This is a genomic window from Chitinophaga pinensis DSM 2588 (genome assembly GCF_000024005.1).
GTDB lineage: Bacteria > Bacteroidota > Bacteroidia > Chitinophagales > Chitinophagaceae > Chitinophaga > Chitinophaga pinensis.
In genome coordinates, this window is the sequence record NC_013132.1 from 6,858,795 (window position 1) to 6,882,699 (window position 23,905).

Consider the following 23,905-nt stretch of genomic DNA (forward strand, 5'->3'; position numbering starts at 1 on the left):
TTAATCTTTCATTTTTCGGATAATCGTCGTGTATCCTTTCACTACTTCCCAGTCACCGTTGGCCTTTTTAACACGCAACAGGTAATAGTAAGTACCGTCGTTCAATCCATTGCCGCTCCAGGTATTCTGATAATTCTTCTGTCTGTATACTTCATTACCCCAACGATTGACCATTATTAACTCATTTTCTACATACTTGTTAAGTCCGCGTATTTCAAACACATCATTCTTACCGTCACCATTTGGTGTAAACAATGGCGGTATTCTCAGATCTGTTTCTACGATAGTGATCTTCACCACAGCAATGTTAGTGATGTAACCATCTACATCGCTGACCTGGTAACTGAAGTCATCTTCTCCGGTATAACCGTTGTCCGGCATATAACGGATAGAACCATCTTCGTTGATAGTCACCTGACCATGTTTAGGAATGCTGGTGATTGTTAAGCTCGGAATACTGAAGGTTGATTCTACCGGATCATCATTATCCAGTACCGGAATCACAACAGCAATACTTGCGCGCGTCTCAGCCTGATCATCATTTGCCTGCGGTGGAGCCGGAACAGTTGTCTCAGTAGGCGTATCGTTGTTCAACGAAGTACCGGAGATATCCGTAACCGTTGCATCAGCAGGCGTCAGACCAGTCACCGTTGCTGTATTTGTAACGCTGCCGGCTTCCTTATCCTGTTGGGTGATATGATATACCGCTGTCATCGTTACAGAGGCGCCAGGTTGCAGTGTACCACTATAATTCTTGGTCACACCCATCTGCGGATCAGATACCACGATGTTGTGCAACGGAACATTACCCGTGTTAGTAACATGGAAAATGTAAGTGATATCATTTTTATCCCTTGCACCTACTTTCACCAGTGCAATAGCCGGATTAGGCACCACGGTAATCATCATGATATCTACGGTTACTGTGACTGTACCACCATTACCATCGCTGATAATGATTGTGAAGCTATCCGGGCCGGCATAACCGGTATTCGGTGTATAGGTATAAGAACCATCTGCATTTACAATGGCAGTACCATTTGCCGGAGGTGTACCCAATGTATAAGTCAGGACATCCCCATCTACATCCGTACCGCTTACGGCGCCGCTTACCGGCGTATTCAACGGAGTAGACTGCGTATCGCCGGTGCCGGTTGGCGCATCATTTACAGGTGTAACAATGATACTTACCGGTACGGTGATAGAACCACCATTACCATCGCTGATCAGGATTGTGAAGTTATCCGGACCATTATAGTTCGCATTTGGTGTATAGATATAAGTTCCATCAGCATTAACGATCACGCCGCCATTTGCAGGGGCAGTACCCAGGACATAAGTCAATGGATCCCCATCTGCGTCGTTTCCGGTCACAGCTCCGTTTACAGGAGTGTCTTCCAGTGTCGTCTGCGAGTCGCCGGTACCTGTAGGCGCGTTATTAATAGCTGTTACGGTGATATCAACCGTTACTGTCACTGTACCGCCATTACCATCGCTGATGATGATTGTAAAGCTATCCGGACCACTGTAACCTGCATTTGGCGTATAGGTATAAGTACCATCAGTATTTACGACCGCTGTTCCGTTTGCAGGAGGTGTGCCCAGGGTATAGGTCAATACGTCGCCGTCAACATCGGTTCCGCTAACAGCACCATTGACAGGTGTATTTCTTGGCGTAGTACGGGTATCGCCGGTACCGGTTGGTGCATCATTTACTGGTGTAACTGTAATATTAACTGTTACGGTAGCTGTACCACCATTACCATCACTGATGACTACCGTAAAGGCATCTATGCCGTTAAAGTTAGGATTCGGAATATAGACAAACGTTCCATCTGTGTTTACTGTCACGATACCATTTGCAGGATTTGTCGCTCCGATAACATAAGTCAGTGGATCGTTGTCTGCATCTACTCCTACTACTGTTCCGTTGAGCGGATTGTCTTCGGCCATGGTCAGATTAAGATCTGTGCCGGTCGGTGCGTCATTTACTGCTGTAACCGTAATATTAACGGTTACAGTTGTCGTTCCGCCATTACCATCGCTGATCACTACTGTAAAGGCATCTGCTCCTACATAATCAGCATTCGGTGTATAAACAAATGTGCCATCTGCATTTACTGTCACGCTACCATTTGCTGGTATCGTTGTGCCTATTGCATAAGTCAATGGATCGCCGTCTGCATCTGCGCCTACTACCGCTCCATTAAGCGGAGTATCTTCAGGAGTAGTCAGGTTCTGATTTGTACCAGTTGGTGCGTCGTTTACTGCTGTAACCGTAATATTAACTGTTACAGTTGTCGTTCCGCCATTACCATCGCTGATTACTACTGTGAAGGCATCGGTGCCTACATAATCAGCATTCGGTGTGTAAGCAAATGTGCCATCTGCATTTACGGTCACGCTACCATTTGCTGGTGTCGTTGTGCCAATCGCATAAGTCAATGCATCGCCGTCTGCATCTGCTCCTACTACCGCTCCATTAAGCGGAGTATCTTCAGGAGTAGTCAGGTTCTGATTTGTACCAGTTGGTGCGTCGTTTACTGCTGTAACCGTAATATTCACTGTTACAGTTGTCGTTCCGCCATTACCATCGCTGATTACTACTGTAAAGGCATCGGCACCGTTGAAGTCTGCATTCGGTGTATAGATAAATGTACCGTCAGCATTTACTGTCACACTACCATTCGTTGGTGTTGTTGTGCCAATCGCATAAGTTAATGCATCGCCGTCTGCATCTGCGCCTACTACTGCTCCGTTAAGCGGAGTATCTTCAGGAGTAGTCAGGTTCTGGTTTGCACCAGTTGGCGCGTCGTTTACTGCTGTAACATTAATATTGATCGTCACAGTAGCTGTACCGCCATTACCATCGCTAATTACTACGGTAAAGACATCGGTGCCTACATAATCAGCATTTGGTGTATAGATGAATGTACCATCTGCATTTACTGTCACACTACCATTTGCTGGTGTCGTTGTGCCAATCGCATAAGTCAATGCGTCGCCGTCTGCATCTGCTCCTACTAACGCTCCATTAAGCGGAGTGTCTTCAGGAGTACTCAGGTTCTGGTTTGCACCAGTTGGCGCGTCGTTTACTGCTGTAACCGTAATATTAACTGTTACTGTTGTCGTTCCGCCATTACCATCGCTGATCACTACTGTAAAGGCATCGGTACCGTTGAAGTCTGCATTCGGTGTATAAACAAATGTGCCATCTGCATTTACTGTCACACTACCATTCGTTGGTGTCGTTGTGCCAATCGCATAAGTCAATGGATCGCCGTCTGCATCTGCGCCTACTACCGCTCCATTAAGTGGAGTGTCTTCCGGAGTAGTCAGGTTCTGGTTTGCACCAGTTGGCGCGTCGTTTACTGCTGTAACATTAATATTGATCGTCACAGTAGCTGTTCCGCCATTCCCATCGCTAATTACTACGGTAAAGGCATCGGTGCCTACATAATCAGCATTTGGTGTATAGATGAATGTACCATCTGCATTTACTGTCACACTACCATTTGCTGGTGTCGTGGTGCCAGTCGCATAAGTCAATGCGTCGCCGTCTGCATCTGCTCCTACAACCGCTCCATTAAGCGGAGTGTCTTCAGGAGTTGTCAGGTTTTGGTTTGCACCAGTTGGCGCGTCGTTTACTGCTGTAACCGTAATATTAACGGTTACTGTTGTCGTTCCGCCATTACCATCACTGATCACTACTGTAAAGGCATCGGTACCGTTGAAGTCTGCATTCGGTGTATAGATAAATGTACCGTCAGCATTTACTGTCACACTACCATTCGTTGGTGTTGTTGTGCCAATCGCATAAGTTAATGCATCGCCGTCTGCATCTGCGCCTACTACTGCTCCGTTAAGCGGAGTATCTTCAGGAGTAGTCAGGTTCTGGTTTGCACCAGTTGGCGCGTCGTTTACTGCTGTAACATTAATATTGATCGTCACAGTAGCTGTACCGCCATTCCCATCGCTAATTACTACGGTAAAAGCATCGGTGCCTACATAATCAGCATTTGGTGTATAGATGAAAGTACCATCTGCATTTACTGTCACACTACCATTTGCTGGTGTCGTTGTGCCAATCGCATAAGTCAATGCATCGCCGTCTGCATCTGCTCCTACTACCGCTCCATTAAGCGGAGTGTCTTCAGGAGTTGTCAGGTTCTGATTTGCACCAGTTGGCGCGTCGTTTACTGCTGTAACCGTAATATTAACTGTTACTGTTGTCGTTCCACCATTACCATCGCTGATCACTACTGTAAAGGCATCGGTACCGTTGAAGTCTGCATTCGGTGTATAAACAAATGTGCCATCTGCATTTACTGTCACACTACCATTCGTTGGTGTCGTTGTGCCAATCGCATAAGTCAATGGATCGCCGTCTGCATCTGCGCCTACTACCGCTCCATTAAGCGGAGTGTCTTCAGGAGTTGTCAGGTTCTGGTTTGCACCAGTTGGCGCGTCGTTTACTGCTGTAACATTAATATTGATCGTCACAGTAGCTGTACCGCCATTACCATCGCTAATTACTACGGTAAAGGCATCGGTGCCTACATAATCAGCATTTGGTGTATAGATGAATGTACCATCTGCATTTACTGTCACACTACCATTTGCTGGTGTCGTAGTGCCAGTCGCATAAGTCAATGCGTCGCCGTCTGCATCTGCGCCTACTACCGCTCCATTAAGCGGAGTGTCTTCAGGAGTACTCAGGTTCTGGTTCGCACCAGTTGGCGCGTCGTTTACTGCTGTAACCGTAATATTAACTGTTACTGTTGTCGTTCCGCCATTACCATCACTGATCACTACTGTAAAGGCATCGGTACCGTTGAAGTCTGCATTCGGTGTATAAACAAATGTGCCATTTGCATTTACTGTCACACTACCATTCGTTGGTGTCGTTGTGCCAATCGCATAAGTTAATGCATCGCCGTCTGCATCTGCGCCCACTACTGCTCCGTTAAGCGGAGTATCTTCAGGAGTAGTCAGGTTCTGGTTTGCACCAGTTGGCGCGTCGTTTACTGCTGTAACATTAATATTGATCGTCACAGTAGCTGTACCGCCATTACCATCGCTAATTACTACGGTAAAGACATCGGTGCCTACATAATCAGCATTCGGTGTATAGATGAATGTACCATCTGCATTTACTGTCACACTACCATTTGCTGGTGTCGTGGTGCCAATCGCATAAGTCAATGCGTCGCCGTCTGCATCTGCGCCTAGTACTGCCCCATTGAGCGGAGTGTCTTCAGGAGTAGTCAGATTCTGGTTTGTACCAGTTGGTGCGTCGTTTACTGCTGTAACATTAATATTGATCGTCACAGTAGCTGTACCGCCATTACCATCACTAATTACTACGGTAAAGGCATCTGCTCCAGCATAATCAGCATTCGGTGTATAGATAAATGTACCATCTGCATTTACAGTCGCACTACCATTTGCCGGTGTCGTTGTACCTATTGCATAAGTCAATGGATCGCCGTCTGCATCTGCTCCTACTACCGCTCCATTAAGCGGAGTATCTTCCGGAGTAGTCAGGTTCTGGTTTGCACCAGTTGGCGCGTCGTTTACTGCCGTAATATTAATATTGATCGTCACAGTAACTGTACCGCCATTACCATCGCTGATTACTACGATGAAGGCATCAGTGCCTACATAGTCAGCATTTGGCGTATAGATAAATGTACCATCTGTATTTACTATCACGCTACCATTCGTTGGTGTCGTTGTGCCAATCGCATAAGTCAATGCATCGCCATCTGCATCTACTCCTACTACTGCCCCATTGAGCGGAGTATCTTCAGGAGTAGTCAGATTCTGGTTTGTACCAGTTGGCGCGTCGTTTACTGCCGTAACATTAATATTGATCGTCACAGTAGCTGTACCGCCATTACCATCGCTGATTACTACGGTGAAGGCATCGGTACCTACATAATCAGCATTCGGTGTATAGATAAACGTACCGTCAGTATTTACTGTCACACTACCATTTGCTGGTGTCGTTGTGCCAATCGCATAAGTCAATGCATCGCCATCTGCATCTGCTCCTACTACCGCTCCATTAAGCGGAGTATCTTCCGGAGTAGTCAGGTTCTGGTTTGCACCAGTTGGCGCGTCGTTTACTGCCGTAATATTAATATTGATCGTCACAGTAGCTGTACCGCCATTACCATCGCTGATTACTACGGTGAAGGCATCAGTGCCTACATAGTCAGCATTTGGCGTATAGATAAATGTACCATCTGTATTTACTATCACGCTACCATTCGTCGGTGTCGTTGTGCCAATCGCATAAGTCAATGCATCGCCATCTGCATCTACTCCTAGTACTGCCCCATTGAGCGGAGTATCTTCAGGAGTAGTCAGATTCTGGTTTGTACCAGTTGGCGCGTCGTTTACTGCCGTAACATTAATATTGATCGTCACAGTAGCTGTACCGCCATTACCATCGCTGATTACTACGGTGAAGGCATCGGTACCTACATAATCAGCATTCGGTGTATAGATAAATGTACCGTCAGTATTTACTGTCACACTACCATTTGCTGGTGTCGTTGTGCCAATCGCATAAGTCAATGCATCGCCATCTGCATCTGCTCCTACTACTGCCCCATTGAGCGGAGTGTCTTCCGGAGTAGTCAGGTTCTGGTCAGCTCCGGTTGGTACATCATTTACAGCTGTAACAGTAATATTCACCGTCACAGTTACTGAACCACCATTACCATCACTGATAACAACGGTAAACGCATCCGGACCATTATAATTTGGATTCGGTGTATAAGTATAAGCACCCGTAGTAGCATTTACTGTCGCCAGACCATTGGTCGGAGCTGTACCTAAGGTATAAGTCAGCGCGTCACCATCCACATCTGCACCAGATACTGCGCCGTTTACCGGCGTATCTTCCAGTGTAGTCTGTGTATCTCCTGTACCAGTCGGCGCATCATTCACAGCGGTCACCGTAATATTCACCGTCACCGTTGCTGAACCACCATTACCATCACTGATAATAACAGTAAACACATCCGGACCATTATAATTCGGATTCGGCGTATAAGTATAAGCACCTGTAGTAGCATTTACTGTCGCCAGACCATTGGTCGGAGCTGTACCTACCGTATAAGTCAGCGCATCGCCATCCACATCTGCACCAGATATTGCACCATTTACTGGGGTATCTTCCAGTGTAGTCTGTGTATCTCCTGTTCCTGTCGGCGCATCATTTACAGCGGTCACTGTAATATTCACTGTCACAGTTACTGAACCAACATTACCATCACTGATCACAACGGTAAACGCATCCGGACCATTATAATTCGGATTCGGTGTATAAGTATAAGCACCTGTAGTAGCATTTACTGTCGCCAGACCGTTTGCTGGAGCTGTACCTAAAGTATAAGTCAGCGCGTCACCATCCACATCTGCACCAGATACTGCGCCGTTTACCGGCGTATCTTCCAGTGTAGTCTGTGTATCTCCTGTACCAGTCGGCGCATCATTCACAGCGGTCACCGTAATATTCACCGTCACAGTTATTGAACCACCATTACCATCACTGATAACAACGGTAAACGCATCCGGACCATTATAATTCGGATTCGGTGTATAAGTATAAGCACCCGTAGTAGCATTTACTGTCGCCAGACCATTGGTCGGAGCTGTACCTAAGGTATAAGTCAGCGCATCGCCGTCTGCATCTGCTCCAGATACTGCACCATTTACTGGCGTATCTTCCAGTGTCGTACGCGTATCTCCTGTTCCGGTCGGTGCATCATTTACAGCGGTCACTGTAATATTCACCGTCACAGTCACTGAACCGCCATGCCCATCACTGATCACAACGGTAAACACATCAGGACCATTATAATTTGGATTCGGTGTATAAGTATAAGCACCCGTAGTAGCATTTACTGTCGCCAGACCGTTGGTCGGAGCTGTACCTAAGGTATAAGTCAACGCATCACCATCCACATCTGCTCCAGATACAGCACCGTTTACTGGTGTATCTTCCAATGTCGTCCGCGTATCGCCTGTTCCGGTCGGTGCATCATTTACAGCTGTAACAGTAATATTCACCGTCACAGTCACTGAACTGCCATGCCCATCACTGATCACAACGGTAAACATATCAGGACCATTATAATTCGGATTCGGCGTATAAGTATAAGCGCCCGTAGAAGCATTAACTGTCGCCGTTCCGTTTGTAGGAGGCGTCCCCAATGTATAAGTCAGCACATCGCCATCCACATCATTACCCGTGACTGCCCCGTTTACCGGGGTATCTTCCGCTGTGGTACGTGTATCACCTGTACCAGTCGGTGCATCATTCACAGCTGTAATACCCAGTGGTACGGTAGCTGTAGCCTGTTGTGCACCTCCTGCACCAGTATTACCATTGTCGGAAATATTTACCGTCAGTATAACGGTTGGTGGCGGATTCTGGGTAGAGGAATAATTGACTCTATTCGCTACCAGGAAGGCATTAATATCAGCGATTGTACCCGTTAATATCAATGCAGCCGGCGTACCACTAACAGTCACACCTGCACCGGAGGTCGCATTCAGCGTTCCGTTAGGCACAGAGAATGTAACTGTTACCACACCTGTACCGGCATCAATATCAGAGAAGGAAATATCCTTCAGCGATGCAGGAATATCTTCTGTTACCGCGATACTGGTTGGCGTAGTAATCTGCGGCGCATCGTTCGCCGGTTGGATATTGATCGTCACATGGGATGTCCCTGCTGAGAAGGAAGTACCATCATAAGCTCTCCAGTCAAATCCTGTAGTGCCGGACCAGTTAGCGGTAGGTATAAAGGTGATATTACCCAGCTGTGCAGCCGGAATATCCTGACCCACCGTGATCACAGTACCATTCAGACGGAAGCTACCGTTTAACGGCAGACTGGTAATTCTGATACTATTCAGCGGTGCGCCATCCGGATCACTATAGTTAGAAGTAAAGTTTGCCGCAGTAAATGCCAGCGTATTATCTTCCGTCCCATTTACAGTAAAATTCGTTACCGTTGGTAAACCATTCACCGTAATTGATACCGTAAAAGTAAAGTCGGCTCTGTCAGTATTGGTATCGTTATTCACAATACGTATCACAGCTGTATACACACCAACAGCATGTGCTGCCGGATTAAAGTTCACTACAAAGCTGGTGTTTTGTGCAGCAGGAAGCGCGGTAACACCTGGTTGTGTTGATATTGTAAACCCTGCATCTCCGGAAGCAATACTTATCGCTGGTGTACCTGTTAAATTAATAACACCGGTACCAACGTTGCTGATACTAAAAGTACGTGTTACGGAAGCTGAAATCGTATTACCAAAGTCTGTCCAGTCTGTCGCATTTACCATCGTACTATTGTCTGCGATCGTAGTACCATTACCTGATACATTGATACGCGGATCTGTTAATATTACGATCGTGGTAGTGGAAGCCGGCCCAGTCTCCAGTCCGTCATTCAGCACAGTAGTAATGATACGGTTAGTCGTATTAGGAGAAGGATTGCTGTTCTGGTATTCTATCAGTCTCAACGCAGCAACATAAGCAGCCTGTGACGCAACACCTGACAACACGATTGTACCTGTTCCACTACCGGTTGCAGTAATACCTGCCGGTAATGTACCATTGATGAAAACCGACTCAGCAGCTCCATCTAATCTATTCGTTAATGTAATCGTAGCGGAAGCGATTGTCGTGCCACCCGGATCCACCACGGCAAGATCTGCATCATTGATCTTCACACCACCAGGAGTACCTGCATTGAAATAGTTCAGGTAGTTATATCTGCCAACCGCTCCGGAACTGTTATCTGCATCGAGATTGGGAACCGGACAGTTATTTACATTTAAGACTCTTGTAATGAGGTTATTATCGTAGTTACATTCTTTATAAAGGGAATTCTGGTTCACCAGTGACGCCAATGTAAATGGTGTACCCACGGCTGTACCCACACCTCCTGTAACAAAACTACCATTGTCGTTTATGACAATGGTCATCGGTACGTTGAGGTCATCAAAACCGTTCATCGGAACATCGTAGGTAAATACCTTACACTCCCCTTCCAGTAAACCACTTCCAAATGCACCGGTATATAATAATACCGCCGCAGGGTCCGTAGTAGGATCTCCATGATAGAAGGATACCGGCATCCCCCCGCTGCTGTTACCAGCTCCCGGGTTACACACGTTGAAGGTGGCCCTGATCACATTACAGGAAGGACCTTTTGCCAGCGCAATACTGGAAGCATCAAAAGCAACATCCGGTCTCGCACCGTAATAGTCCATTGACAACAGGAACTGGTAATCAGGATTCGCCAGGCCCGTTCTGTTGGTCACTGTAAGCTGGGTTTTATCTGCGGATAATGTGAAAACGATATCGTAAGCATTAGGCCCTTTGAAACCAACGGTGCTCGCATGCGCTCTGGCGCTGCTGCCATTTAATGATACGCCTTTGAATGCAAAGTTGTCATCTCGTCTGTTAACGCCATCAAGACCTACCTGCTGATAAAAATAACCGGTAGCCGTCTCTGTATTCAGATCGATGTAAGCATATGCCGCAATGGAGTTTTCATTACTTTCTCTGTCGGTATTACACGCGTTACCCGTTTCATTGAAGTAAATAGCATTCGTACCAGGAGGTATATTAAATGTTCTGCTGATACCTGTCGTAGAACTCACGCCCTTCGGTATCGGCTGAATATCAGAATTGATAAACTCCGCACTCATCCCCTGACCTACCCTGTGATAGAACTCTACCACATAAGCATCATCGAAGTCTCTTGCATAGTTCGCATCACGCCTGATAACAAGATTGGTACCGCTGACATATATCTGAGGATTATACACACCCACGGCACCGGCAGTGGTCAGTTTAGAAGTATAGTCACCTGTGATCGCGGCGGATGAAAGGAAATTCATCGTCGACGAACTCGCGAGGTTATTAATGACATAAGTGGATCGTCTGTCGACAGAACCACCATTCGCCAGTGTAACAAAACCATCCGTATAACCAGCATCCATATCTATGGTAACACGGAGATTCGAATAACCTTCCTCTGTACCAGCGGATGTATTAAGATCAACAGCGCTTGAGTTAGTACCTTTACCTGATATACAAATCAGGTTCGCGCCTGTCGGAATAGGGATCGTCAGGTCCGTATTCGCCGTACCGGTACCATGCAGCAAAGCCCTGACCTGCGGGTCAAGGGGGTTGATAGAGTTGTTGTACGGAGACACATACTCAACATAATACGACGAATGGATCGTATTCGCACTTTCGGTGATGGTCAGTGTACTGCCGCTCACCGTGAAGTTCACGTTGTTCAGATTGGGAGTAGCATCCCCTAACTTACTTCCATTAGGGATATATGCGCCGAGGGGAACCTTTTGCCAACCATACAGGTTTGTACCTGAACCATCCACAAAAGTGTTCTTGGCAAAGTTCACGTAACCGGAAGAAGTGTTGGAGGTCAGGTCAATAATTGCATTGACAGTCATGAAGTCCTCATCTCCCTGCGGATTATCCAACATCGTGGTAATACCCGTCTCGGAGGAAATATACACTGTAATTGACCTTGTACCTGCAGGGATGTTAAATACGGGTGCTGCCCCACCGGGCGCTCTGTACCTGGTCTCAATTCCCAGAATGTCTCCCTTCTTTCCCCCACTGGGGTTACAGGGGCTGAACGGCATCTGGCCGAACGTCACCATTGAACAGAATATCAAGACCAGGCTTGATAAAACGTTTACGATACGTGTTTTCATAGATATAGTGATGGGCTACCTCATGTAACCACTGATTCATATGTATAGGGAAAGGTTTTTCTGTACATTATCACACATTGCGAAGAAAACAGGGGTAGAAAGATTTCCGATAATCTGTCCTATGCGAAAAATGATGATTACCAGTCCTACAACCAATGAACAAATATATTAAAATAATTAAATAGCAAATATATTTATATGTGTATTTTTTGATGACTTTACTCAGGATACCCTTTTTGTCTGAAACACAATCTATTGCCGCCTCTCGAATAATTACTCATATAAGTAATAAGCTATTTAAATGACATTATTGTGGCTTAACAGGGGCTATTATACCTTATAAAACACACAGGCCACATGCTGCTGAAATATGCAACATGTGGCCTGTAAGAAGATTAAAATATCGTTTAAAACAAAGACGTCTGCATAGCACTCCCCTTGGGATAGTCATTCCCCAGTTCAGGAAGATTCGGCCATTCCCAATAAGCATCCTTTGCCTTGCCATCCGGACGACTTTTCTTGCCACTCAGGGTAAACACGGTATGATAACTCAACTGGTCAGCCGGCAACCGGTATTGCAGGATTTCTTTTACATCTCCCTTCGTCCTGCTGGAAGAGATCCATTGTTTGCCCATATCAAGGGGTAAAAACAAAGGCATCCGATGCGGGTTGTTCCCACCATTATGGATCTGTCGCATCACTTCATTCGCCTCCGTGGTGACCATCGTAAAACTGCCTACCTGCACCAACTGTCCCTTCGCATCGTGCTCATGGTGTAGTTGATACATACCGGGAACATAAAATGGATGCTGCTCGGGCTGATGATTCGTCCGAACTGCATACGGTACCTTATTATTCCATCCGTGAATATGCCGGTATTCAAAAATACTGGTAACGGGTATTAACGCAGGCTGTCTGACCAGCCCTGATTTATACCAGAAAGAATTTTCATCCAGTATTCTTTCCGCACGGGCATTCACCATGTCCAGTCTTCTCGACACTACCTTATCTCTGTCCTTCTCAAACAATGGTACCACTCCCCAGGCCATCTCGGAAAGGACCATCCTGTCCTGTTGCCGGGAAATAACATCCGCCAGCGGAAATGACGTGGAATCAATATAAACAAGTCCCTCTTTATCGAATACAACCTGCTTGTCGTTTTCCAGTTCCGGAAAGGCGTCAATAGTCAATTCTATTTCACAATGCATAGAGATACTTCTGCACATATTATTATCTGATCATTTCATAAAACAATACTTCCTTTCGCTGCTGTCCGGAAGTGATAACTGCCATAAACCGTCCTGTAATCACCTTTAATATGACTTCATACCCTCCGTCACTTTTCATATGTAACTGACTTTTGATATAATTACTCACTTTCTGCTTATATAACTGCGTCAGTTTTTTACAAGCAGCAACATCCGGTGTTGTGCTATAAAAGAACTGATATCCTGAGGAAGGATCGAGTAAGGCAAGTAATTTCTCCCTGTCAGCTTTGTCCGCCAGATGCAGGATCTTTCCCTCTCCGGGATGCAACTCCGCCAGATGTACCAATGCCTGCTCCTTTGTCGTATAAGCCGTGGTCATAAACCCCTTGTTAGCCGCTACACCCGGATACTGAAACTTTTGCAACACCGCATAGTCATGCGTATGCTGTAACAGCATCTCTATAAAAGCAGGCGTCATTACCTCAAATGGATTATATGTCAGCAAACGACTCATTTCGCGGCCGTAAAAATAAACAAACTTCACGCATCCTGGTAATTTGTCTGTAATAGCTGCTATCTGTCATTTATGTTATCTTGTTTTCATAGTAAATTGTATACGATTTCATCAAACAACACATCATCCCTGTAAATATGAAACTACCTGCAATACATGGCTATATTGACAGAAGAATGCTGATTAATTTCACAGCTGAACCCGAAGTAGTCCGCAACATTCTTCCGGAAACATTCCGCCCCAAAATTTATAACGGAAAGGCCATTGTCGGCATCTGCCTCATCCGGCTAAAACATATCAAGCCGAAAGGATTTCCTGACTTCACAGGTATCAATTCTGAAAATGGCGCCCATCGCATTGCTGTGGAATGGGAAGAAAATGGTGTTACCAAAGAAGGCGTCTATATTCCACGCCGTGATACGTCTCTCCGACTGAACGCGCTCCTTGGCGGAAGAATATTTCCGGGTAAACATTACTTTGCTAAATTCAATGTGCGGGAAGCTGGTGGCAACTACCACGTTGACTTTAGCAGCTCCGACAATACAACGACCTCTATTGACGCACGTACAACGGATGTATTCAATCCCAACTCAATATTCGGAACACTGGAAAATGTATCTGCATTTTTTGAAAGAGGCGCAGTCGGCTACTCTCCCAACGGTGACAAATACGAAGGACTAAAACTGGAAACCTATCAATGGCAGGTACGGCCCTTAGAAGCTATACAGGTACATTCCAGCTTCTATGAAAATGAAACAATATTCCCCAAAGGCAGCATTCAATTTGACAATGCGCTACTGATGACACAGGTAGAACATGAATGGAAGAGCATGAAAGCCATAAAAAATATCACCGGGCGCTAACAGAATGTTCAGAATAATTCCTTAAATTAGGATTCAAAATAGCCAGCGATACACGTGAGAACCGGGGAGACGATCCTTAAACTGTCTCAAATCTCCATTTTATATTTACTGATCATGCCCAAACTGAATGAGATTACACTTTAACCTGTAAATCCATATTCCATGTTAAGAAGAACGGTTCTTGAGACTATCCGTCTCTTGTTCATTCTATTGTTCGTTTACACAGCCGTCAGCAAATTCCGCGATTATGAAAACTTCCGTGCAGTAATAGGCCAATCTCCATTATTAACCGGGTTTGCCCCCGTATTAGCTATAGTGGTGCCTGTAGCAGAAATCATTATTGCACTGCTCCTGGTCCTTCCACGATACAGGCGTACCGGTCTCTATGCATCCTTTGCGATGATGATGCTGTTTACAACTTACATAATTGTGCTCATGACACTAGCCGAAAAGATCCCCTGCTCCTGCGGAGGTGTCATTTCCCGTATGACATGGACACAACACCTTTATTTCAATATTTTCTTTGTGCTGCTTGCGTTCCTGGGTATGTGGCTATACTCCAGACCTGACGATAACATCCGCCCATCCAAACAACTCGTTCACGTATAACTGAACACGACATGATGCAAAAGCCCTTTCATTTTGCGGCCGTCTGTACGGCCGCCTGCCTCCTGCTTGTGCTTATACTTTACGCATTTGCAGATAAACCCAACGAAAGTAAAAATGGATTCTCCCGAAAAATGCCCGCTGTAAATGCGGTCTTACAACACACCCTGGAATTGAAATATCCCGCATACTACATTGCAGGAGCAACAGATCAACATTTGTATCTGGCCAATTATTCCGCCTCCCTGCACCTGCTGACTGTCGATCAGCAACTCCGGGACACACAACAACTCACCCTCCAATTGTCGCCGGGTGAACGCTATGCCTGGAAACTCGCCAGGATCATGGTAGATTCTCCCGCTGTTTATATGGCAGAAGGAAATACGCCCTCACTGTATAAAGGAGATCTTTACAGTTTGCGGCTGCAACGGTTTCTGCCACAAAGCTGCTTTTTTAATATCCTGCAAAACGTCTCTCCCACTTCGTTTATCTCCCGCAGTATTCATGTCGATTCCCTGGGAAACAAACAAAACATACTGGCAAAGATCAAAACAGATTCTCCATATGTAACAATCAGTCCCCATAGTATTACCAAACAGGTAGATGGTATATTCTGTACCGACGGTACACTTGATTATGATAAACAAACTGGCAGACTGGTATACGCCTATCACTACCGGAATGAATTTATTACGCTGGACTCCAACCTGCAACAACAATACACAGGACATACACTCGATACAAACACAAAAGCCAAAATACAGGTAGCAAGTATGTCAACCGGTATCAGTAAATTTTCTGCGCCGCCTATCTATGTCAACAGCAGGGTCAGAACGGCTGATAACAGGATCTACATACTCTCTACCCTGATTGCAGACAACGAAGACAAACAGATCAGACGTGAGCAGGAAATCATAGACGTATATGCATTGGATAACGGAAAATATATCTACACACTATACGTTCCCCTGCCTACAGAAGATCGTATTACAGACTTCATCGTACAGGGCCACCAGCTGTTTACATTACATGATCACACCTTACATGCATATACCATCCCCGGACATTAATAATATTTCTATTGCAATAGAACAGGCGTCGCCGAAAACCTGTAGAAAATAGTAGGCATACATCCGAATTCAAAATTTTCGCTGTCATGAACTTTAGAAAAATGGGATTATCAGTAAGCGCATTTGCCCTGGCCATTGCCGGCGCTTTTGCTACGAATGCCCAATCACCCGGATCTGGATACACCAACCTGCAACAGGTGCCTAGTCAGGGATCTCCCTGCGTATACCGGGGCTCCTGTGCCGGTGGCTTTAATACCTGCCGGGTCACACTGTCTGGTGTTACGCTGCAGCTGCTCCAACTGGAGTCTAATGGCACATGCAGTAGTACCGTACTCTCACAACCTTGATCAGAGGGATAAAACAAAAGCCTTGCAATCCTGCAAGGCTTTTGTTGAAAAATGATCTGTAACAGAAGATCTTCCTCATTTATATCGCTTTACCACCCGGAAAATAAAACGCTGTGGATCATCTACCACGCCGGATGCTATCCTTCTTTGTTTCAGCATATCTGATTTCCAGTAGGCATGCGCTTTGGCGCTATCGGTCACCGCTACGACCAGCACCACCCTCTTGTCATTGTCTGCATCATGTCCATACGCCCTTACAGTTAATCCATTGTCCAGTCTTTCCTGCTGCCCTTCCGTAAACGCTTTCTCCCAGGCGCTCCAGTCCTTTACCGTAAACGTCGTCCAGGAGCGGACATCAGAGGCAATTGTGACCGTATCCTGATAGGTCATCGTCACAAAGGCAAACGAAGGCGCTCCCGTTACGCCCCCTTTCTGCATGGCTTTCTTTAAACCCGCATCCTTACTGAAAGCCTTCGCCTTATCCATATCATCTACTTTCACGGCAACCACAATAATATTGCTATCCTGCAGCCCACGTCCGATGACATAGCTGTGTATCTGGTTCGCCTGCCGCATAGAATCATGCTCCTCATAGGAAAGCAGCCATTTGGAAAAATTGGCCACCTTGTGTCTTACCACCATCATTTGCTGGGGTGTTGTAATAGCGGCGGATGCGGCAGGTGTTGCTGTCTTAACGACGACTGTACTGTCTACAATAACCGTGGTATCTGGCGCATTCTTCTCGGGGTGCTGTCCGCCGCAGGAGATCAGGCATACGGCAAGGCCTGCATAAGCAAATATGCTCATGAATCTTAGCTGGTTCATTGATGGAGTTTTTTAAATGTAATAATTACAGGTTCAGTGGTGTATGTTGTAAAAAAGCCAGACGAAGGAATGCCGCCTACCAGACAGCTGAATGCTGTAGTTCAGATCGATATACTAACAGATGGTAAGCTTATTTTGTTCCGGACACGCGGATAAAGAGAACAATTTCCCGCAGGTTTCCTGACATCGGGCTGTCACTTACCGCTTTTAGCTTTGTATCATAAAACTGAAATAGTACTGTCATGCAGGAAAAAGACAGGGAGACTTTTTGTCCGGCTAACCGCTCGGAATGGAGACATTGGTTGCAGAAAAATCATCAGCAGAAATAATCTATCTGGCTGATCTACTACAAAAAACAGGCAGGAATGATGCGTGCAGGGGCTAAAACCTAAACAGTTTTGATCGGCCGCTATTGTCATTAAGAAATAGCGCTCCGGTTCAAGTGCCGGAGCGCGCCGCATTATTTCTTCTGCATTTCATTCTTTACTGTCTTTACCACTAATCTGGTGATATTACCTGCTCTTGGTTTCATATCATCCTTCACAGAAGACTGTATCACCAGGCCGGTTTTACAATCAACAGTAACAGTACCTTTCCTGGAATAAGAAGCCTGGATGTCCGTGTTAATAGCAGAACCGGAGGATATTGCAAGCTCCATACGATTGCCATCATCAGATTTCACCGTGTAATCTACCTGCAATGCACCTATCTGGTGATTCTCCTCTTTACTCCATTTGTCCCCTACACCTACTTCTGATTCCGGAATGTAAGACAATGCGTCTTCGAATACCTTTCTGATCTCTTCATTGCTGATCGTTCCGCGCATCGTTTTTCCGAAGCCCTGTGCAATAGAAGCGTCATCTCCTTCCATACCAGCCAATGCATTGTTAATCAGTGTATCCACACCGGTTACCTGATCTACCTGCCAGTCAGGCGTGATGTATACAGTAAATGATTTTCCCAGCATCCCTTCGCCCAGTTTACGCAGATGATCGTTTTGCTTATGCAGTTCATCAGATGTGCTTTTCACCACAAACTCGTTAAAGTCATCTGAGTTGAAACCTGTCAGATCATGTGTAAAAAGATGCTCTGTACGCTGGTTGATTTTAAGATAAGTAGCTCTTAACATTAATTTGCCTGAGCTTGTTTTTCCAACTACACGCAGGAACCAGCTGGTGGAAGCAGTCTGATTAATAGCGCGTACGCCGTCTTCATGAATGTCTGAAATGGCAGTGTTTCTGAAAATGTACTGTTCTCCTGGATTCAATACTGGAATAATTGACTTTTTTACCTGACCTGATGAGATGAAGGAAAGGGAGATAAGGCCCATTATCAGGACAGCAATTCTAATGGTCATAGGTATATGCTATTGGTTTGAAATAACAAATATATCAAAATGATCATATAAACTAATTGCCGCTTATCCCATTCTGATGATAGTATGCCACCAGCCTTCCGCTTGCAGGGAGAATTCATTTAAACTTAATATTTCAATCAGGAGCCAAAGAATTAAGAATTAAGAGTTAACAATTACAGACAACTACGCTGCATTCCAATTCTTAATTCTTAATTGTTAATTATTAATTCTTTATAGAATCAGCCATCAAAGAGTAATAGACATAAACTATTGAAACATAGAATTAATTAATTCCCATTATTATCCCCAATATCATAACTTTAGCAACCTGCACAAATACCCCGTGCAAGCAAGTGTTTGTTCAATACCATAAACTACTATTACAAATGGAAAAAGAATTAAACGACATCAGTAAATGCCCGTTCCACAATGGCACTTTGAAGCACAACACTGGCGGCGGCGGCACCAGGAACCGCGATTGGTGGCCAAACCAGTTAAAATTGAACATTCTGCGGCAGCACGCGCCTGCATCGAATCCCCTGGGAGGAGATTTTAACTATGCAGCAGCCTTTAAAAGCCTCGATCTGGAAGCGGTGAAAAAAGACCTTCACGCACTCATGACCGACTCGCAGGACTGGTGGCCGGCGGACTTTGGGCATTACGGCCCCTTATTCATCCGTATGGCCTGGCATAGCGCCGGTACTTATCGTGTGACTGATGGCCGTGGGGGTGCAGGATCAGGACAACAACGTTTTGCGCCGCTGAACAGCTGGCCTGATAACGTCAGCCTTGATAAGGCCCGTCGCCTGCTCTGGCCGATTAAACAGAAATACGGCCGTAGCCTCTCCTGGGCAGATTTACTGATCCTAACGGGTAACGTAGCATTGGAATCCATGGGCTTTAAAACTTTCGGTTTTGCCGGTGGACGTGAAGATAAATGGGAATCAGAAGAAGATGTATACTGGGGTGCAGAAACCACCTGGCTGGGTGGCGATATACGCTATGCCCACGGTTCTGAAGGCGTACCTAAAGAACATGGTGTAGTTTCTTCCGATGATGATGCGGACGGTGATATCCACTCCCGCGACCTCGAAAAACCACTCGCAGCCGTACAAATGGGATTGATCTATGTAAATCCCGAAGGACCGGATGGCAATCCTGACCCGATCGCAGCAGCCAAAGATATCCGCGATACCTTCGGCCGTATGGCAATGAACGATGAAGAAACAGTCGCCCTGATAGCAGGTGGTCACAGCTTCGGTAAAACGCATGGCGCGGCTCCTTCCAGCCATGTGGGTAAAGAACCGGAAGCAGCCGGACTGGAATCACAGGGCCTCGGCTGGAACAATAGCTATGGCTCCGGTAAAGGTGCTGATACGATCACCAGCGGACTGGAAGTAATATGGACTACCACGCCGACTCAATGGAGTAATAACTTCTTCGAAAACCTCTTCAACTTCGAATGGGAACTCACTAAAAGTCCGGCTGGTGCACACCAATGGGTTGCTAAAAATGCAGACGACATCATCCCGGATGCATACGACAGCTCCAAAAAACACAGACCAACTATGCTCACCACCGATCTATCCCTGAGATTTGATCCGGTGTATGAGAAAATATCCAGACGCTTCCTGGAAGATGCAGACGCATTTGCAGATGCATTTGCCCGCGCCTGGTTCAAACTGACCCACCGCGATATGGGGCCGCGTGTCCGTTACCTCGGACCGGATGTACCGGAAGAAGTATTGCTGTGGCAGGATCCTATCCCCGCAACAGATCATCCGCTGATCGATGAAAACGATATCGCGGCACTCAAAGCAAAGGTGCTGGAATCAGGATTAAGCGTATCTGAACTGGTATCTACCGCCTGGGCCTCCGCCTCTACTTTCCGTGGCTCCGACAAACGTGGTGGTGCTAATGGCGCCCGCATCCGCCTGGCGCCACAACGCTACTGGAAGGTGAATAACCCTTCCCAGCTGCAGAAAGTACTGGACGTACTGGAAGGCATCCAGAAAGCATTTAACAACGGTGGTAAGAAAGTATCCATTGCTGACCTGATCGTACTGGCAGGTGCTGCCGGTATAGAGAAAGCAGCTAAAGACGCCGGACAGACACTTACCGTGCCATTTACGCCTGGTCGTGGAGACGCTTCTCAGGACCAGACAGATGTTGAATCTGTAGGCTTCCTGGAACCAGTCGCCGATGGTTTCCGTAACTACCGCAAATCAAGGGTGCCTGCCTCCACAGAAGCATTACTAATCGACAAAGCACAACTGCTCACGCTTACAGCGCCTGAATTAACCGCATTAACAGGTGGCCTCCGCGTATTGAACACAAACTATAACGGCGGTTCTGAAGGCGTATTTACTAAACGCCCGGGTGTACTGACCAACGATTTCTTCGTAAATCTGCTGGATATGAAAACCGCCTGGAAAGCAGTATCTGCCGATCAGGAACTCTTTGAAGGTACCGACCGCACCAGCGGTGAAGTAAAATGGACCGCCACGCGCGCTGACCTGGTATTTGGCTCTAACGCCGAACTCAGAGCTATCGCGGAAGTATACGGCGCCGGAGATGGTCAGGAACTGTTCATCAAAGATTTTGTAGCTGCCTGGAACAAAGTGATGAACCTGGACAGATTTGATCTCGCTAAATAGTAAGATTTAACAGTGATAAGTAAAAAACCTCTGAGTGCCGGACCTGGCACTTTAGAGGTTTTTCTCTTTAAATGGGGCCTTTATGTTAATTTCGCGACCTGTTATACTTATCCGCAATAACATTTCAACATAGCATTATCCTGATACTTTAGGCCATGCAAATACTGAATACGACTCAAAAAGTACCTATTTATTCACTGAACCCGGACAAAACAGGTGATAAACACTTTAAGGTGTATCACTATGAAGGTGGCCTGCCTGATCAGACCGACCTGCTGGTGCCACACCGCAAAAGTCACTATCTGCTCGTTTTTATAAGAAAGGCTGATAGTCGCCAGTGGATAGATATGACGCCTTACGAAGTAAAGAACAACACCGTCTACTTCAGCGGTCCCGATAACATGATCGTAAAAGAAGGATTCAGTGAACTATGGAGTACCGGTATCGCTTTTACACCGGAATTCCTGTCTTCCCAGGACAATGCCTCCCTGAATAATCTTCCCATCATCCGCAATCCTTATAATGGTCACGAACTGGCGCTGACAGCACCCGATATATTATTTATAGAAGAGATCATCAGTAAGATCCGGCTGGAATATGAACAATCCGGAGAATGGCAACAACGTATGTTAGCGGCTTATCTGACGGTATTGCTGACCTATCTGAGCCGCCTGTATACAGAACAGTACAAGGGGAAAGATACCTCCACAGAAAGACAATTATTAAAGCAGTTCCAGGCGAAGATCAACGGGTACTTCCAGCAATACCATGAAGTTGCGGACTATGCTGCCATGCTACACATCTCTGCCGGGCATTTAAGCGAAGTGATCAAAAATCAGAGCGGTAAACCCGCTATCAAACACATACACGAACGCCTTGTAATGGAAGCCAGAAGACTGCTCTTTCACACCAATAACTCACTCAAGGATATCGCCTTTGACCTGGGTTTCTCTGATGCCTCCTACTTCAACCGCTTCTTTAAAAGAGAAACAGGGGTAACCCCAGCCGGCTTCCGGACAGAAATCCGCAAAATGTACCATTAACTCCGATGGATGTGTTACAGCCGGGAGCCCTCTCCCCGGTAATTTTGTACTGTTAAACAATCAATCATGAAAACAGTACTGATAACAGGAGCAAATAAAAGCATCGGCTTCGAAACAGCAAGACAATTATTACAACAGGGATATTACGTTTACCTGGGCTGCCGTGATCTGCAAAAAGGCAGGCAGGCAGTCAGCCAGTTACAATCAGAAGGCTTCAGCCAGGTGGAAGCACTGGTGATCGATGTGGACAACGTTGATTCAATACAGGCAGCCCGTCACACACTCGGCCAACAAATCAAAGTATTGGACGTATTGGTCAATAATGCCGGCGTACTCGGTAGTATGACAGCACAAACTGCACTGGAAACGGATATCAGCATCTTCAGACAAGTATTCGAAACAAACTACTTCGGTGTCATCTCCGTAACACAGGCATTCATTGATCTGTTGCAGGTTTCTCCGGCCCCCAGGATCGTCAATGTGACTTCCGGTCTGGGCTCGCTCACCCTGCAAAATGATCCTGCCTGGAAACACTATCTTGTCAAACCATCCGCCTATGTCTCCTCTAAAGCGGCACTCAATGCCTATACCATCGTACTGGCGTATAATCTGCGTGACACCGCGTTTAAAGTGAATGCAGTGGATCCTGGTTATACCGCTACGGACTTCAATCATCACAGCGGTCCGGGTACCGTACAGGACGCGGCCGCCCGTGTAGTAAAAGCAGCGACTTTGGGTGAAAACGGCCCTTCCGGTATATTCTACAGTGATGATAATAATCCGGAGACCGGCATCAGTGCCTGGTAAACGATAGTTACCTATTGTCATAAAAAATAAAGATCGGAGTTATCATAACCCCGATCTTTTCATATTAAACATCACACACTACATTTTATTTTGCCAATACTACCAATGGCTTGCCTTTTTCAACTACATAAGTAGCCAGTTCAGCGCCAGTTTCCTTACCAACATTTCTGGCGGCATGTTTCACGCCGGTAGGTATAAACAATACATCCCCTGCTTTCAGTTTTACCGGTTTCTTACCCTCTACCTCGTATTCCAGTGTACCTGACAGCACATAGATAATCTCCTCTCCCGGATGCGTATGCATACCAAACGCTGCTCCCGGATCAAAATCAATACGTGCCTGAATCGTTTCCTTTCCCGGAACATCCAGGTCATGTCTTTGCAGTTCTGTACGTTTGGTACCTGGTTGCTGCTTAGGGGCCTGTTTTGCGAAAACAAATGCACCCAGACTCAATACGGCGATAGCAGTCAGTAAAATTTTCATCTTTTCAGTTTTTAGCATTTAAAATCCCGATCTCCTGATCAGGTATTGTTACCTCACTTTTCCCGCTGGACGGAACGGTCATAATGGGGGACCACTGACCGTTGCGAGGATCTCTCTTGTGTTGATGATGTAAAGATACCGCCGGAAAGCGGTGCAGGGAAAGGAGGAATAAGGCTAAGCGGACAAGATCAGGCGCGAATCAGGCATATCGCGCCGTAAAAAACAGGGGAATCTATTGAGAGGAGTATTTACGTCGTTCGTTACTGAGCTGGTGTAATTCATTGATGCTGCGGGGCGATGCCTTAATAGCCGTAAAACATTTAACCAGGTCTTCTATCAG

14 protein-coding genes are annotated in these 23,905 nt (G+C 46.1%); 7 read left to right on the plus strand and 7 right to left on the minus strand.

Annotation, left to right across the window (positions count from 1 at the left end):
- The 4 genes from CPIN_RS38745 to CPIN_RS26590 form a co-directional block, all read right to left on the minus strand.
- On the minus strand, window positions 1–11,730 hold the full coding sequence (locus tag CPIN_RS38745) for an Ig-like domain-containing protein (RefSeq protein ID WP_052306882.1): 11,730 nt from the start codon (window positions 11,728–11,730) through the stop codon (window positions 1–3).
- A complete protein-coding gene (locus CPIN_RS39495) occupies window positions 11,693–11,824 on the minus strand; it encodes a hypothetical protein (protein WP_272867904.1) in 132 nt (43 codons plus the stop codon). Before CPIN_RS39495 ends, CPIN_RS38745 begins: the two co-directional genes overlap by 38 nt.
- 367 nt (window positions 11,825–12,191) lie before the next feature.
- Window positions 12,192–13,010, minus strand: a complete 819-nt coding sequence (locus CPIN_RS26585) for an SOS response-associated peptidase (RefSeq protein WP_012792968.1) — start codon at window positions 13,008–13,010, stop codon at window positions 12,192–12,194.
- Between the two features lie 4 nt (window positions 13,011–13,014).
- Entirely contained in the window at window positions 13,015–13,536 is a 522-nt protein-coding gene (locus CPIN_RS26590; protein ID WP_148230647.1) for a hypothetical protein, read from the minus strand.
- Between the two features lie 107 nt (window positions 13,537–13,643).
- On the opposite strand from CPIN_RS26590, the gene CPIN_RS26595 reads away from it, so the two are divergent.
- From CPIN_RS26595 to CPIN_RS26610, 4 genes are all read left to right on the plus strand, one after another.
- A complete protein-coding gene (locus CPIN_RS26595; protein ID WP_012792970.1) occupies window positions 13,644–14,369 on the plus strand; it encodes a DUF2071 domain-containing protein in 726 nt (241 codons plus the stop codon).
- A gap of 162 nt (window positions 14,370–14,531) precedes the next feature.
- The gene (locus CPIN_RS26600) at window positions 14,532–14,978 is read left to right on the plus strand and encodes a MauE/DoxX family redox-associated membrane protein (protein ID WP_012792971.1); all 447 of its coding nucleotides are present in this window, start codon (window positions 14,532–14,534) and stop codon (window positions 14,976–14,978) included.
- Between the two features lie 11 nt (window positions 14,979–14,989).
- Window positions 14,990–16,045: a hypothetical protein gene (locus CPIN_RS26605; RefSeq protein WP_012792972.1), complete on the plus strand. Its 1,056-nt coding sequence runs from the start codon at window positions 14,990–14,992 to the stop codon at window positions 16,043–16,045.
- 86 nt (window positions 16,046–16,131) lie between these two features.
- A complete protein-coding gene (locus tag CPIN_RS26610; RefSeq protein WP_012792973.1) occupies window positions 16,132–16,392 on the plus strand; it encodes a DUF6520 family protein in 261 nt (86 codons plus the stop codon).
- A gap of 75 nt (window positions 16,393–16,467) precedes the next feature.
- On the opposite strand, the gene CPIN_RS26615 is transcribed toward CPIN_RS26610, so the two are convergent.
- Together CPIN_RS26615 and CPIN_RS26620 are read right to left on the minus strand one after the other, a co-directional pair.
- Entirely contained in the window at window positions 16,468–17,217 is a 750-nt protein-coding gene (locus tag CPIN_RS26615) for a hypothetical protein (RefSeq protein ID WP_012792974.1), read from the minus strand.
- A gap of 460 nt (window positions 17,218–17,677) precedes the next feature.
- Window positions 17,678–18,574 carry a DUF6263 family protein gene (locus CPIN_RS26620; protein WP_012792975.1) on the minus strand — a complete coding sequence of 299 codons (897 nt, stop codon included), beginning with the start codon at window positions 18,572–18,574 and terminating at the stop codon, window positions 17,678–17,680.
- Window positions 18,575–18,960: 386 nt separating this feature from the next.
- Here CPIN_RS26620 and katG point away from each other — a divergent pair, with 386 nt between their 5' ends.
- From katG to CPIN_RS26635, 3 genes are all read left to right on the plus strand, one after another.
- The gene (gene katG / locus CPIN_RS26625) at window positions 18,961–21,231 is read left to right on the plus strand and encodes a catalase/peroxidase HPI (RefSeq protein ID WP_012792976.1); all 2,271 of its coding nucleotides are present in this window, start codon (window positions 18,961–18,963) and stop codon (window positions 21,229–21,231) included.
- Between the two features lie 155 nt (window positions 21,232–21,386).
- Entirely contained in the window at window positions 21,387–22,274 is an 888-nt protein-coding gene (locus CPIN_RS26630) for an AraC family transcriptional regulator (protein WP_012792977.1), read from the plus strand.
- Between the two features lie 66 nt (window positions 22,275–22,340).
- Window positions 22,341–23,081, plus strand: coding sequence for an SDR family oxidoreductase (locus tag CPIN_RS26635; protein ID WP_012792978.1), 741 nt, complete (start codon window positions 22,341–22,343; stop codon window positions 23,079–23,081).
- A gap of 85 nt (window positions 23,082–23,166) precedes the next feature.
- Here the strand turns inward: CPIN_RS26635 and CPIN_RS26640 are convergent, their stop codons facing one another.
- The gene (locus CPIN_RS26640; RefSeq protein ID WP_012792979.1) at window positions 23,167–23,565 is read right to left on the minus strand and encodes a cupin domain-containing protein; all 399 of its coding nucleotides are present in this window, start codon (window positions 23,563–23,565) and stop codon (window positions 23,167–23,169) included.
- Between the last annotated feature and the right edge of the window lie 340 nt (window positions 23,566–23,905).